Raw genomic sequence first — 13943 nt, 5'->3', positions numbered from 1 at the left:
AAAAATGCTCTAGGTCTGTGGGACCAGATCACATTCACAGGACGGGGTTTATGCGGCGGGTTGTTGTAACAGGCATGGGAGCGGTGTCCCCGCTCGGCTGCGGCGTGGAAGCCAACTGGTCGCGGTTGATTGCCGGAAAATCAGGCCTGCGCCGCTTGCCGGACGAGGTGGTCGGCGAACTGTCCGCCAAGGTCGCAGGCCTCGTGCCGAACCTTGACGAGGACCCGGAGGCCGGTTTCGACCCCAATCGCGCCGCCCCGGCCAAAGATCAGAAGAAGATGGACCGCTTCATCCTGTTCGCGCTGCTTGCAGCCGAGGAAGCGGCGGCTCAGGCCAACTGGCACCCCACCTCGGAACAGGAGCGCGAGCGCACGGCGACCATCATCGGTTCCGGTGTCGGCGGCTTTCCGGCGATTGCCGATTCCGTGCGGTTGGCCGACTCCCGTGGCGTGCGGCGGCTGTCACCCTTCACGGTGCCCTCCTTTCTCGTCAATCTCGCAGCCGGTCAGGTCTCGATCCGCCACAGCTTCAAGGGTGCGCTCGGTGCGCCGGTGACGGCCTGCGCCGCTGGCGTGCAGGCGATCGGCGATGCGGCGCGGATCATCCGCGCGGGCGAAGCCGACGTTGCGCTTGCAGGCGGTGCGGAAGCCTGCGTCGAGCGCACCGCGCTCGGCGGCTTTGCGGCGGCACGCGCACTGTCGTCTGGATTCAACGACACGCCCGAGCAGGCCTCCCGCCCCTTCGACAAGGCGCGCGACGGTTTCGTGATGGGCGAAGGCGCGGGCCTTCTGATGCTGGAAGAACTCGAGCACGCGCTGGCGCGCGGCGCCAGGCCGATCGCCGAGCTTGTCGGCTACGGCACCAGCGCCGACGCCTATCATATGACCTCCGGTCCCGAGGATGGCGACGGCGCGCGCCGTGCCGTCGTGCAGGCCTTGCGGCAGGCCGGGCTCGATCCCTCGCATATCCAGTATCTCAACGCGCACGCCACCTCGACGCCGGTCGGCGATCTCGGTGAACTCGCGGCGATCAAGGCGGTGTTCGGCACGAACAATAGCGTCGCCGTGAGTTCGACCAAATCCGCAACCGGCCATCTGCTCGGCGCAGCCGGCGGCCTCGAGGCGATCTATTCGGTGCTGTCGCTGCGCGATCAGATCGCGCCGGCCACGCTGAACCTCGACAACCCGGACGATGCGGCCGAGGGCGTCGATCTCATCCGCGGCGAGGCTCGCAAGATGAAGATCGACCATGTGCTGTCGAACGGCTTCGGCTTCGGCGGCGTCAACGCAAGCGTGATCTTCCGCAAGATATGACAGCACAACCGCGGTGTGTGCTCCCTCTCCCCATTGGGGAGAGGGTTGGGGTGAGGGGCTCTAAATGCCTCGATTAAATATCTAGCTCCCCTCACCCGCTCACTTCGTTCGCGACCTCTCCCCATAGCTCGTCGAAGACGAGCGTAAACGCTCTTATGGAGGAGAGGTGAAGGAAACACCGCCGCAAAATCAACCGTCAAATTGGTGAACTCGCACAGCAGCAAGCCGCGCTACTCCGCGGCTTGTGACACCGCGTCCTGCGGCTGCGGATGGCCACGGTCGGACGGCGGCGGGCGCCGGCCCAGTCCCGAGACCCAGTTCGAGACGCGGTCGAGATAGAGATAGATCACCGGCGTCGTGAACAGCGTCAGCATCTGGCTGACGAGCAAGCCGCCGACCATGGCGTAGCCGAGCGGCTGGCGGATTTCCGAGCCGGTGCCGTGACCGAGCATCAGCGGCACGCCGCCAAGCAGCGCCGCCATCGTCGTCATCATGATCGGGCGGAAGCGCAGCAGCGCCGCCTTGCGGATCGACTCCTCCGGCGACAGTCCCTCACGCTCGGCGACGATCGCGAAGTCGACCATCATGATGCCGTTCTTCTTCACGATGCCGATCAGGAGCACGATGCCGATCAGCGCGATCAGGCTGAAATCGAATCCGAACAGCATCAGGATCGCGAGCGCACCGACGCCCGCCGACGGCAGCGTCGAGAGAATCGTGAGCGGGTGGATGTAGCTCTCGTAGAGGATGCCGAGGATCAGATACACTACGATCAGCGCGGCAAAGATCAACAGCGGAATGGTGCCGAGCGATTGCTGGAACGCCTGCGCGGTGCCCTGGAAGCTTCCGTTGAGCGTCGGCGGCGCGCCGAGTTCTTCCATCGCCTTCTGCACGGCGTCGGTCGCCTGCCCGAGCGCCACGCCCTGCGCGAGGTTGAAGCTGATGGTGATCGCCGGGAACTGGCCCTGATGGCTGATCGAGAGCGGCCGCACCGGGTCCGTCGTCCAGCGCACGAAGGTCGAGAGCGGCACCTGCTCGCCGGTGTTGGGCGACTTGATGTAAATCTTCTGCAGCGTCTCGAGATCGCCCTGTAACTCCGGCAGGATTTCCATCACCACGCGATAGGTGTTGAGTTGGGTGAAATACTGCGCGATCTGGCGCTGGCCGAATGCATCGTAGAGCGTATCGTCGATGAGTTGCGGCGAGATGCCGTAACGTGACGCGGTATCGCGATCGATCGTCAGTGTCAGCGTCGTGCCCTTGGTCTGCTGGTCGGTCGCAACGTCGCGCAGTTGCGGCAGCGTCTCCATCTTCGCCAGAATCTTCGGCGCCCACTCGTTCAATTCGTCGAGGTTGGCATCCTGCAGCGTGTACTCGAACTGTGTGCGCGTGGCGCGGCCGCCGAGCCGCACGTCCTGCGACGCCTGCAGGAACAATCGCGCACCCTCGACCTTCTCCGCCTTGGCGCGGATGCGCGCGATGATCTGCGGTGCCAGCGCGGTGCGCTCGCTGCGCGGCTTCAGCGTGATGTAGAGACGTCCGGTATTGAGCGCGCTGCCGCCCCCGCCGATCGCCATCGCCACGCTTGCGACATCGGGATCGTCAAGCACGATCTTGCCGAGCTCTTCCTGCTTGCGCTTCATCTCGGCGAAGGAAATATCCTGCGACGCCTGCGAGGCGCCGGTGAGAAGGCCGTTGTCCTGCTGCGGGAAGAAGCCCTTCGGGATCGCCAGGAACAGGATCACCGACAGCGCGACGGTCGCGAAGAACACCATCAGCGTCGTGAAACGCCAGCGCATCACGAGGTCGAGCCCGCGCTCATAGGCGTGCAGCATGCCGTCGAACATGCGCTCGCTCCACTGGTAGAGCTTGCCGTGCTGCTGACCTTCGCGATGCGGCTGCAGGAAGCGCGACGCCATCATCGGCGTCAGCGTCAGCGACACGATCATGGAGACGAAGATCGTCATCGCGAGTGTGACGGCGAATTCGCGGAACAGACGGCCGATGATGCCACCCATCAGCAACAGTGGAATCAGCACCGCGACCAGCGAGACGCTGATCGACACGATGGTGAAGCCGATTTCACGCGCGCCTTTCAGCGCCGCCTCATAGGGGTCCTCCCCCTTTTCGACATAGCGCGAGATGTTCTCCAGCATCACGATGGCGTCGTCGACCACGAAGCCGACTGCAATCGTCAGCGCCATCAGCGACAGATTGTCGAGCGTATAGCCCACGACCCACATCAGCGCGCAGGCGCCAAGCAACGCCAGCGGCACGGTGATGCTCGGGATCACCGTCGCCCAGAAGTTGCGCAGGAACAGGAAGATCACCATCACCACCAGCGCGATGGTGAGGAGCAGCGTGAACTGCACGTCCTCGACCGCGGCGCGGATCGTCTGGGTCCGGTCGCTCATGATCGTGACATTGACCGCGGGCGGCAGGCCCTTCTCCAGCCGCGGCAGTTGCGCCTTGATCTTGTCGACCGTCTCGATGACGTTGGCGCCGGGCTGCTTGAACACGACAAGGAACACGCCGCGTTTGCCGTTCGCCCATGCTGCCTGCTTCATGTCCTCGGGGCCGGCTATCGCCTGCCCGATATCGCGCACCCGCAACGGTCCACCGTTGCGATAGGCGATGATGACGTCGTTCCAGTCCTTCGAGGACGGCAACTGGTCATTGGCATAGATCGTATAGCTGCGGGTCTTGCCGTCGATATTGCCCTTCGGACTGTCGACAGTCGTTTGCGCAAGCTGCAGGCGCACGTCCTCGAGCCCGAGCCCTTTGGCGACAAGCTTTGCCGGATCGATCTGCACACGGATCGCAGGCTTCTGCTGGCCACCGATCAGCACCTGCGCGACGCCAGTGATCTGGCTGAGCTGCTGGGCGAGCTTGCTGTCGATCGCGTCATTGACCTCGATCAGCGGCATGGTGTCGGACGTCGCCGACAGGATCATGATCGGCGCGTCGGCCGGGTTCACCTTGCGATAGGTCGGCGGGCTCGGCAGGTTCTTCGGCAACTGTCCGCTTGCGGCGTTGATCGCCGCCTGCACGTCGTTTGCCGCACCATCGATCGCGCGGTTGAGATCGAACTGGATGGTGATCGAGGTCGAGCCGAGCGAACTTGTCGAGGTAAGCTGGGCGACGCCCGGGATCTGCGCGAACTGCCGCTCGAGCGGCTGCGCGACCGAGGACGCCATGGTTTCAGGGCTCGCACCCGGCAGACTCGCCGATACCTGGATCGTGGGGAAGTCGACCTGCGGCAGCGGTGCAATCGGCAGCGCCGGATAGGCGACAAGGCCGACGAACAACACGCCCACCATCAACAGCGATGTCGCGATGGGGAAGCGGATGAAAGGAGCCGAGAAGCCTGAGCCCATGGTCAATCAGCTTTCGGTTCGGTGTCGCCGGAAGCCACTCTGGCCGCCAGCAACGATCCCGCCTGAACGCGATATTGGCCGCGCGTCACCACCTGCTCGCCCGGAGAAACTCCCTCCTCCACAAGGCTCCTGCCGCCTCCGGAGACCCGGACCTTGATCGGCTTCACCACCGCCTTGTTGCCCTCGCCCACTGCAAAGACGAACAGGCCATCGGTCCCGTGCTGCACGGCTTCTTCGGGAACCACGGTCGCATCCTTCGCCGTCTCGACAAGGAGGCGCGTGGACACCGACAGGCCCGGCCACAGCGCGTGATCCTTATTGTCGAACGTCGCTTTCAGGCGAATGGTTCCGCTGGTGGAATCCACCTGATTGTTGATGAGCGCAAGCACGCCATCTGAAAGTTTCTTGCGCCCGTCGGAGGTGTAGGCCTCGACCTTCAGCGCGCCGCCCTTCATCGCATTGGCTATCGCCGGCAACTGCTGCTCGGGCGCGGTGAAGATCACCGAGATCGGCTCGACCTGCGCGATTGTGACGATGGCAGTCTGCGCCGCAGCGGTGACGATGTTGCCGACATCGACCATGCGGATGCCGGTGACGCCCGCGATCGGCGCGCGGATACTCGCATAGTCCAGCTGGGTCTGCGCGTTGTCGATCGCCGCCTGATCGCCCGCGATCTGCGCCGTCAGTTGCGCGACCTGGGCACGCTGGGTATCGACGGTCTGGCGCGTGGCGAACTCGCCGAGCTTGGTCGAGCGCGCGAGATCAAGGTGTGCGTTGTTGAGGCTCGCCTCGTCCTGCACCTTCTTGGCTTTCGCGGCATCGAGCGCTGCCTGGAACGGGCGTGGATCGATCTGCGCCAGCAGATCGCCTTCCTTGACGAACTGCCCTTCCTTGAAAACGATCTGCGTGATCTCGCCGTCGACGCGCGTGCGCACCTGCACGGTGTTGAAGCCCTGCACGGTGCCGAGGCCCGACAGATAGACCGGGAAGTCCGCCTTCTCGACCGGCGCAATCGTCACTGGCACTGCAGGCGGGGGCCCTGCATGGGGCTTGCGCTCATCCATGCGATACCAGACCACGGCGACGATGCCGACGATCGCCAGGACGATCAGCGAGCTTCCCCAGCGAGGCATTCCAGACTTGCTCATACGTTTCTCGTGAACCCGTAATTTTCCCGAAGCGTCGTTTTTCTCGACGCTGATCGCGATTATTTAGTATGCGAGCACTTAATGTGATAGCATGCTAATGAATTATTCGTCAGACTAGTGTGGTGGTTCAGAAGTTCGCTTCATTTTCTCTGCAGGCCCCTCAAGCGAACTTCTGAACCCAAACCACACTAGAACCATAGATTTGCTAGTGTCCTTTCGAATCCGAAGTTCGCTACTGAGGGCGCCGCATGATGTGGCGAACTTCGGATTCGGGACACTAGTCAACCTCTTGCCCCCGCTTTTGGCTGCAGTCCATCGCCCATGTCGCTCGATCTCAAACGGCAGTTAATCACCCAGTTGATCGAATCTTCCCGGTTGCTGCGCAATTATATTGAGCACCGGGCCAAGAGCCGCGGCACCACGCGTGCACAATGGATCGTGCTCTTTCGGCTGCGTCAGCAGGAAGGTTTGTCGCAGGTGGACCTCGCCGAGGTGCTGGAATTGCAGCCAATCTCGCTGGTCAGATTGCTGGATCGCCTTGTCGATCAAGGTCTTCTTGAACGCCGGCCACATCCGGCCGACCGCCGTGCCAATCAACTATATTTGACCGCGGCGGGACGGCAGTTGGTCGATGACCTCGACAGCCTGCGCGATTCTATCGCAACCGAAGCGCTCCGCGGCGTGCCGGTCGCCTCGCTCCAGAACGCGCTCAACGCGCTTCTGCAGGTTAAGGATAACGTCAAGAACGGCGGCAGCGAGAGTGCGGCAGCGGCCTCGCCCTCACCCGCCGTGCGACGGACACGCCGATGAACGGCCGCGGGCGGCGCCGCGCTCACGTCTTCCGAAGTATCGTATCGAGGTAAAAACCCACCTCAGCGGGATTTGGCCCGGCGCGGAAGGTGGACGCAGATCGCATAGATGACGATCGGCGTCACCAGCATCAGCCACGACAGCCCATCCCAGACGCCGTCGCCGACGAGCGCAGCGACGAGTCCGACAATACTCAGGACGCCGATCAACAACGGCACCGCGAAGATCTGCGAGAGCGTGCGGTGCGGGCGGAAAATGCTACGCCCGCTCATGACGCCTGCGGCTCCAGTGCGGAGGGGTTCGCGACGGCGCGTTCGACGCTGACGCTGGTCTTGCGCCGCCGCAGCCAGAGATAGAGTCCTGTCACCAGCAGCACGATGGTGATGATGTCGAGGATCGCCCAGATGATCTTCAGCGGCATGCCGCCGTAGTCACCGAAGTGCAGCGGCTGCGACAACAACAGCGTCGAGACGTACCACGGCATCTCGCGGCTGTCGGTCAGGACGCCGGTTTCCGCATCGATCAGCGCGGGCTTCAACAGCCGCGAGGTCAGCGGCGTGTTGCCATGCAGGAACACCGCATAGTGGCTCTTGCTGCTGAAGATCGAGCCCGGGAACGCGACGAACGCAGGCTTCATGTCGGGCTCGGCCTTCCGCGCAACCTTCACGGCCTCCTCGATCGAGGCCGGGTTCGCGACAAGGGGGCGATCCTTGTACTGCACCGTCATCGCAGCGAGCTGGTCGAACTGCCAGTACTTGATGACGAGGTCAGCCCAGGTATTGATGACGCCGGTGAAGCCGACGACGAGCGTCCACATCACAAGCAGGATGCCCGCGAGATTGTGCACGTCGAGCCAGCGCACCACACGCCGCCGCTCGCGCCGGTAAGTGCCGAACGGCAGCTTCCGCATCGAGGGTGCATAGACCACGATGCCGGAAATGATCGCGATGCAGAACAGGATGCCCATGAAGCCGAGGAACAGCTTGCCCGGCAGGCCCGCGAACATGTCGGTGTGCAGCTTCAGCATGATGTAGGTGAAGCGCTTGGTGAAATCCGGCGCATCGAGATAGGCCGCGGTGTGGGCATCGACACGCGCCAGCTTGTTGTTGGCCGGATTGTCGGTGATCGATTTGCCGACGCTGACCATCACCACGTTGGGATCGTCGCGGTCCCAGATCAGGAAATGCGGCACCGTCTCCGGCAACGCGACCCGCACGGCCTCCATCACCTTGTCGAGGTCGGCGCGCGGCGTGCCGGGCGCCACCTGCTCCGCCTTCACCTGCGCGTGCAGGACCTCATCGATCTCCTCGTGGAAGATCAGCGGCAAGCCGGTCACGCACAGGAGCAGCATGAAGACGGTGCAAATGATGCTCGACCATTTGTGCACCCATCCCCAGCGCCGAAGTGATTTGCTTGCCGCCAAGTCGATCTCCTTCAGTTCCAGCTATACTTCAACGTCGCCAGCACCCGGCGCGGTTCGCCAAGACCGCAATACGGCAAACCGGTGAAGCAGGTCGACACATAGTACTTGTCGAACAGGTTGGTGGCATTCACCTGCAGCTTCAAGCCCTGATACTGGCGCCCCAGATACCCGAAGTCATAAGACACCGATGCATCCATCAGCCCATAGCCGGGAATGATCACGGTGTTGGCGCCATCACCAAAGCTCTCGCCGATATACCTCACGCCCGCACCCAGACCGAAACCGGCGATGGGTCCGCTGCGGAAGGTATAGAATCCCCACAGCGAAGCGTAGTGGCGCGGAACGTTGACGACATCCTTGCCGAGATCGCCCGAGTTACTGGAGGTCACCTTCGGCTCCATGTAGGTGTAGCCGCCGACGACATCGATCTCATTCGACAGGCTCGCCTTGGCGTCGAACTCGATGCCCCGCGCCGTCACTTCGCCCGTTTGCACGCTGAAGCGCGGATCCACCGGATCGGCGGTCAGAACGTTCTGCTGCTTGATATCGAACGCCGCGATCGTGAACAGCGCCTTGGTGCCGGGCGGCTGGAACTTGATGCCGATCTCCTTGCCCTCACCCGTGGTCGGCTTGAAAACACCCTGCGGGCCAGCGCGGGAGAAACCGACTAACGGCTGGAACGATGTGGAGTAGCTGATGTAGGGCGAGATGCCGTTGTCGAACAGATAGGACAGCCCTGCCCGCCCGGTCCACGCAGAGTAGTCCTGACGGATCACCGTGCCGGCCGCGAGATGATCGACCGTATCGGCCTGCCAGTTGTCGTGGCGGCCGGTCAGCGCCAGAGTAAAGCGATCGAATTTGACCTCGTCCTGCAGGTAGACACCGACCTGGCTCTGCTTCGAGGTCTGATACAGCGACGGATACAGATACGCGTTCGGATTCACTTGACCGTAGACCGGCGCGTAGGCGTTGAGCGGATACAATTCGCCGACTATCCCGACGCCTGGGATAAAGCCCATGCTCGAGGAAAAGAACGCCGTCGACTTCGCATCGAGATAGTCGACGCCGACCAGCATCTTGTGAACCAGCGGGCCGGTCATGAAGTCGGCCTGCAACTGGTTATCCAGCGCGAAAACCTTGGAGTCCGCCAGCACGCGGTTGGCGCTGCGCTGGATGATGCCGCCGCTTAACGACGGATCGCCCGTTTCGTTGCGAAGCGAGGTGACGTCCGACTTCACCTCGCTGTAGCGCAGGTTCTGGCGGAACTGGAACATCTCGTTGAAGCGGTGATCGAAGCTGTAGCCGATCATCGCGCTTTCGCCCTTGGTGCGATCGTAATCCGGCTCACCGAGATAGCGGCTATAGGGAAGCCGCCCGAGCGGGCTCGGATACAGCGTGCCGACGCCCGGCACATACTGCTGCGGCTGCCCCTTGAGGTTGTCGCGCGTATAGCTCGCCAACACGGTGAAGTTGGTATCGGTCGTCGGCCGCCAAGTCAGGCTCGGCGCAATGAAGATACGCTCGTCGGTGTTGTAGTCGATCCAGGTATCGGACATCCGACCGAGACCGACGATGCGATATAAAAACTCCTTGTTGGCATCGATCGGCCCGCTGAAATCGAAAGCGCCCTGCGCGCGGCCGTAGCTGCCGGTCTGCAGTTCGATCTGGTTCTGTCTGTAAGGCGTGGGCCTTTTGCTCACCATGCTGATGAGGCCGCCCGGAGAGGTTTCACCGTAAAGACCCGACGACGGCCCCTTCAGAATTTCCAGTCGCTCCATATTCCATGGCTCAATCCGGGTCTGCGCGAACGTCACCATCGGATCGATCGGCAACCGCAGGCCGTCGAGATAACGCGGCGCGAGGAAGCCGCGCACCTTGACGTCGTTGCTGACCGAGCTTGCGCCGTAGATTTCGGTCATCACGCCCGGCGTGTAGCGCAGCGCCTCGTTCATGCTCTGCGCCTGCTGCGCGGCGATCTGATCCTGCGTCACCACGGAGATCGATTGCGGCGTCGTCAGGATCGGTGAATCGGTTTTCGTCGCGGTCGCACTCTGGTTGGCAACATAGCCATTGACCGGTCCGTTCGCACGCTCCGGTGCTCCGCGGCCATCCGCAGCGCGCGCGGGCGGCGCCTGCTCCGCGCCTCTGCCGCGTGTAGCGCTACGCGCCGTGGTGCGCGAGTGCGACGAGCGCCGCGCGGTCGCCCGCCGCTTGGCCTGCTGCTTCGGCGCATCGACGGTGACTGCGGGAAGCGTTGACGAGGCGGCTGGCGCAGTCTGCGCGATCGCAGGCGATGGTGCATGCAGCACCAACACCAGATAGCTCACCGCGCCCAGGCCAAGTGCACGCCCCCAGATCTTCGTCATCCCCGTCACGCCCCAATCATCATCGTTACTCCGCCATGTGCGGATTCGATTTTCCTCCTATCACGCTCTGTTGCGTCGACACGGCAACAGCACCTAGAAGCCTTCAAAACTCGGCATTGCTGCTGCGCGCGTGACATCCCTGCATCACGCGGACGCGCATTGTGTTTTGATATATTTTAAACAGTTCTAATTTTGCGGGTGCGTTATCTCGCAAGGCGAGCGGACAATGCACGCTCACATCAACATGTCGCGACGCGAAGTGATCGCGCGTCTAGAGTGATGTCGGCTGGCGATAGGCCGGTTGTGCGCAAGGAGCGTGGCGGCAAAAGAATATGTGAAGCACATATGCAGAGTGATAAAGGCGCAGTTCGCGAGCGACGCGGCCGCGCGCGTTCCCTCACCGGAACGGCAATGCTGGCTCTCAGAGGTTCGAGCGGCTTACAGGCCCGCGAGCGTCGGCAGGATTCCGAATTCGCCGATCGTCACCAGCGTCGTCATCACCCCGTCGCGGTGCGGGTCGCTCAATCCGAGAACGAGAATGGAGAACAACCCAAGAGCTACGATAATCAGCGCCGGCGAGGTCGAGCCATCGCTCGTGCCGGTCGCCTTCTTGTCTAATGCCCGCATGGCATAGCCTCGCTTCCGCGCCGATCGAGGCCGCCCTATGCAGCCGCTGGCGGAAATCAGGTTTCCTTCGGCGCAAGCGCCGGCAGGAGCCGTTGCGAGGCATCGCAGGACTCCTGCCTGCTCCATCATTATATGTCTTTGAAGGCCGCCTTATTTTAGCCATATGGTCGCAGGGCCGGCCCAAGATGGCCTAAACCCAAATCCGAGGGGCAACCTGCAATTATTCACCGGACCGGGATGATCCGCGCGTTTTGCAGCGCAAGGGCCGGAAAGGTGTAGACCGGCGGCCATTCGCCCATTATATCCACCCCGCAATCGCGATTTGCCGCGAATCCGAGACGCACCGCGTCGGCTACCGGCAAACGTTGGGGAATGGTGTAACGGTAGCACAACAGACTCTGACTCTGTTTGTCTTGGTTCGAATCCAGGTTCCCCAGCCAAATCCGAAAGTTAATCGTCAAACACCACGCCGAGCCGGTAGCCCCTTCGCCAGACCACATGGCAAGGAAGGCTCAGATTGTCCTCTTCGATAAAGAGAATGAACTCGTCGGGAATGCCGGTCTGATCTTCGACCTGGATGGCCGCGCCGGTGATCGAGAGGTCGCGAATGACGCAGCCGGGCGCATGCCGCCCATATCCGATGGTAGCTGATTTTGACACGCGATAGCGCGGCGCGCGCCTGGTCTCGACCACGACCATCTCCCCGTCATCGTGGCTAACACGTAGCCTGCCCAGCAGAATATTCGGGGCGGCTTAATGGCCGGATAACGCACTAATCTATGTTAATCCGTCGTCCCAACCTTAGGTGGTAAAATCCTGCCTTTAGCGGTATCCAAGGAAGGGAAGTGGCAAAGCCGGGCTCAATCCGCTTTCCGCGGGGGCGGTCGCTACCCTCGCAAGTCCGCCGGCCCCCTCCCCGTGCCCAAATCCTGACGCCCGGCAGGTGCCGGTCGGTATAACTTCCGTTTATCTCTTAACAATTTCTGCAATATGACAGGCGCATAGTCCGGCGAGCATAACCTGTTCAAAGCCGCCTGTCATGCTGCCACCGCCCGTCCCGCAGATCGCCTCCCTCGGCCGCGTCGTCTCCGTACGCGGCTCGCAGGCTCGTATCGGCGTGATGGCGAGTCCGGAAGTGACGGCCACCACGCTGCGCGCCACTGTCGGCCAGTTCTTCGGCATCCGCGGCGCGAAGGCCACCATCGTCGCGATCATCACCGAGATGTCGCGCGAGAACATCGACATGCGCGACAACCATGTCGCCATCGCCTCGGTCGATCTGCTCGGCGAAATCTCCCGCGAGGGCCGCTTCCAGCGCGGCGTCACCAGCTATCCGACCATCGGCGATGCCGTCGACATCCTCACGGCGGACGAGCTGCGCGTGATCTACACGCCGACCGGCCGCGATCAGGTCAACATCGGTACGCTGCAGCAGGATCAGGCGATCACGGCCTACGTCAACATCGAGGAAATGCTGAGCAAGCATTTCGCCGTGCTTGGCTCCACCGGCGTCGGCAAATCGACCAGCGTGTCGCTGCTGCTCAACGAAATTCTGGTCGCGCGGCCTTCGCTGCGCGTGTTTCTGCTCGACGTGCACAACGAATACGGCCGCTGCTTCGGCCCGCGCGCATTGGTGCTGAACCCGCGCAATCTGAAGCTGCCGTTCTGGCTGTTCAATTTCGAGGAGTTCGTCGACGTCCTGTTCGGCGGCCGCCCCGGCGTGCCCGAAGAAATGGAAGTGCTGTCGGAAGTCATTCCGATCGCCAAGGCGACGTATCTGCAATACGCGAACTCCGAGCGGATCGGCCTAAAGCGCATCGAGACGCGCGCCACCGGCTTCACACCCGATACGCCCGTGCCCTATCGCCTTGTCGATCTGATCTCGCTGATCGACGAGCGCATGGGCAAACTCGAGAACCGTTCCTCGCGCATCATCTATCACAAGCTGATCCAGCGCATCGAAGTCGTGCGCAACGACGCGCGCTACAGCTTCATGTTCGAAAATGCGAACGTCGGCGGCGACAGCATGGCCGAAGTCGTGAGCCATCTGTTCCGCCTGCCCGCCAACGGCAAGCCGATGACGGTGATGCAGCTCGCGGGCTTCCCCGCCGACGTTGTGGATTCCGTCGTCTCGGTGCTGTGCCGCATGGCGTTCGATTTCGGCCTGTGGAGCGACGGCGCCTCGCCACTGTTGTTCGTCTGCGAGGAAGCGCATCGCTACGCCTCCGCCGACCGCAGCATCGGTTTCGGGCCGACCCGCAAGGCGGTGTCGCGCATCGCCAAGGAAGGCCGCAAATACGGCGTCTATCTCGGCCTCATCACCCAGCGTCCGGCCGAGCTCGATGCGACTATCCTTTCCCAGTGTAACACGCTGTTCGCGATGCGCCTTGCGAACGAGCGCGACCAGGGCATTCTGCGCTCCGCTGTTTCGGACGCCGCCGCAAACCTTCTGTCGTTCGTGCCGTCGCTCGGTACCCGCGAGGTGTTGGCCTTCGGCGAAGGCGTCGCGCTGCCGACGCGGCTGCGCTTCAAGGAAGTGCCACAGCATCAGCTTCCGCGCAGCGAAGCGACGATTGCGACGACACCGTCTTCCGACAGCGGCCACGATGCGTATTTCGTGTCCTCCGTGATCGAACGCTGGCGCGGCTCGACCACGCATCGCGAGGCGCCGAGCGATCCACATGTCTCCGACCGTTTTGCCGAGCGCGTCGGCGATCATTCGCTGCAGCGGCTTGTCGACTCGCCGCCGCTGCAAACCATCTCCCCGCTCGGGCTCGATACCGAGCGCTATTCGCTGCTGAAGAAGCCGCTGCGCTAAATCAGCCGCTCGGCTTCAAAGTTGTGATGCCTTGTCCGGGGCATCGCCCGCTCCTATCCTC

The 13943-nt window shown here is 62.7% G+C and carries 10 protein-coding genes and 1 tRNA gene; 4 read left to right on the top strand and 7 right to left on the bottom strand.

Going from position 1 to position 13943, the window contains the following annotated elements; all coding sequences use genetic code 11:
* The first annotated feature begins 50 nt into the window (after nt 1-50).
* A complete protein-coding gene (gene fabF, locus OCA5_RS07925; protein WP_013913029.1) occupies nt 51-1313 on the top strand; it encodes a beta-ketoacyl-ACP synthase II in 1263 nt (420 codons plus the stop codon).
* Nucleotides 1314-1543: 230 nt separating this feature from the next.
* On the opposite strand, the gene OCA5_RS07920 is transcribed toward fabF, so the two are convergent.
* Together OCA5_RS07920 and OCA5_RS07915 are read right to left on the bottom strand one after the other, a co-directional pair.
* Complete coding sequence (locus OCA5_RS07920; RefSeq protein WP_012563624.1) at nt 1544-4690, bottom strand: multidrug efflux RND transporter permease subunit; 3147 nt, start codon at nt 4688-4690, stop codon at nt 1544-1546.
* 2 nt (nt 4691-4692) lie between these two features.
* Nucleotides 4693-5838 (bottom strand): efflux RND transporter periplasmic adaptor subunit, encoded by a 1146-nt coding sequence (locus OCA5_RS07915; RefSeq protein WP_012563625.1) that lies wholly within the window; start codon nt 5836-5838, stop codon nt 4693-4695.
* A gap of 321 nt (nt 5839-6159) precedes the next feature.
* On the opposite strand from OCA5_RS07915, the gene OCA5_RS07910 reads away from it, so the two are divergent.
* Entirely contained in the window at nt 6160-6648 is a 489-nt protein-coding gene (locus OCA5_RS07910) for a MarR family winged helix-turn-helix transcriptional regulator (RefSeq protein WP_012563626.1), read from the top strand.
* Between the two features lie 62 nt (nt 6649-6710).
* Here the strand turns inward: OCA5_RS07910 and OCA5_RS07905 are convergent, their stop codons facing one another.
* The 4 genes from OCA5_RS07905 to OCA5_RS07890 all read right to left on the bottom strand — a co-directional run bounded on the left by OCA5_RS07905 (nt 6711) and on the right by OCA5_RS07890 (nt 11064).
* A complete protein-coding gene (locus tag OCA5_RS07905) occupies nt 6711-6920 on the bottom strand; it encodes a hypothetical protein (protein WP_012563627.1) in 210 nt (69 codons plus the stop codon).
* A complete protein-coding gene (locus tag OCA5_RS07900) occupies nt 6917-8071 on the bottom strand; it encodes a PepSY-associated TM helix domain-containing protein (protein ID WP_012563628.1) in 1155 nt (384 codons plus the stop codon). Before OCA5_RS07900 ends, OCA5_RS07905 begins: the two co-directional genes overlap by 4 nt.
* 11 nt (nt 8072-8082) lie before the next feature.
* Nucleotides 8083-10437, bottom strand: coding sequence for a TonB-dependent siderophore receptor (locus tag OCA5_RS07895; protein WP_012563629.1), 2355 nt, complete (start codon nt 10435-10437; stop codon nt 8083-8085).
* Nucleotides 10438-10875: 438 nt separating this feature from the next.
* Complete coding sequence (locus OCA5_RS07890; RefSeq protein WP_012563631.1) at nt 10876-11064, bottom strand: hypothetical protein; 189 nt, start codon at nt 11062-11064, stop codon at nt 10876-10878.
* A 366-nt stretch (nt 11065-11430) separates the two neighbouring features.
* Between OCA5_RS07890 and OCA5_RS07885 the strand changes: the two genes are divergently transcribed.
* Nucleotides 11431-11504 (top strand) — tRNA-Gln (locus OCA5_RS07885).
* A gap of 10 nt (nt 11505-11514) precedes the next feature.
* Here the strand turns inward: OCA5_RS07885 and OCA5_RS07880 are convergent.
* A complete protein-coding gene (locus tag OCA5_RS07880) occupies nt 11515-11763 on the bottom strand; it encodes a PilZ domain-containing protein (protein WP_012563633.1) in 249 nt (82 codons plus the stop codon).
* Between the two features lie 340 nt (nt 11764-12103).
* Between OCA5_RS07880 and OCA5_RS07875 the strand changes: the two genes are divergently transcribed.
* Nucleotides 12104-13882, top strand: coding sequence for an ATP-binding protein (locus OCA5_RS07875; protein WP_012563634.1), 1779 nt, complete (start codon nt 12104-12106; stop codon nt 13880-13882).
* Nucleotides 13883-13943 lie beyond the last annotated feature (61 nt).

The sequence above is a fragment of the Afipia carboxidovorans OM5 genome (assembly GCF_000218565.1).
Classification (GTDB): Bacteria; Pseudomonadota; Alphaproteobacteria; order Rhizobiales; family Xanthobacteraceae; genus Afipia; species Afipia carboxidovorans.
Note: the sequence above shows the minus strand (reverse complement) of the source record. Positions and strands in the feature narration are given on the sequence as shown.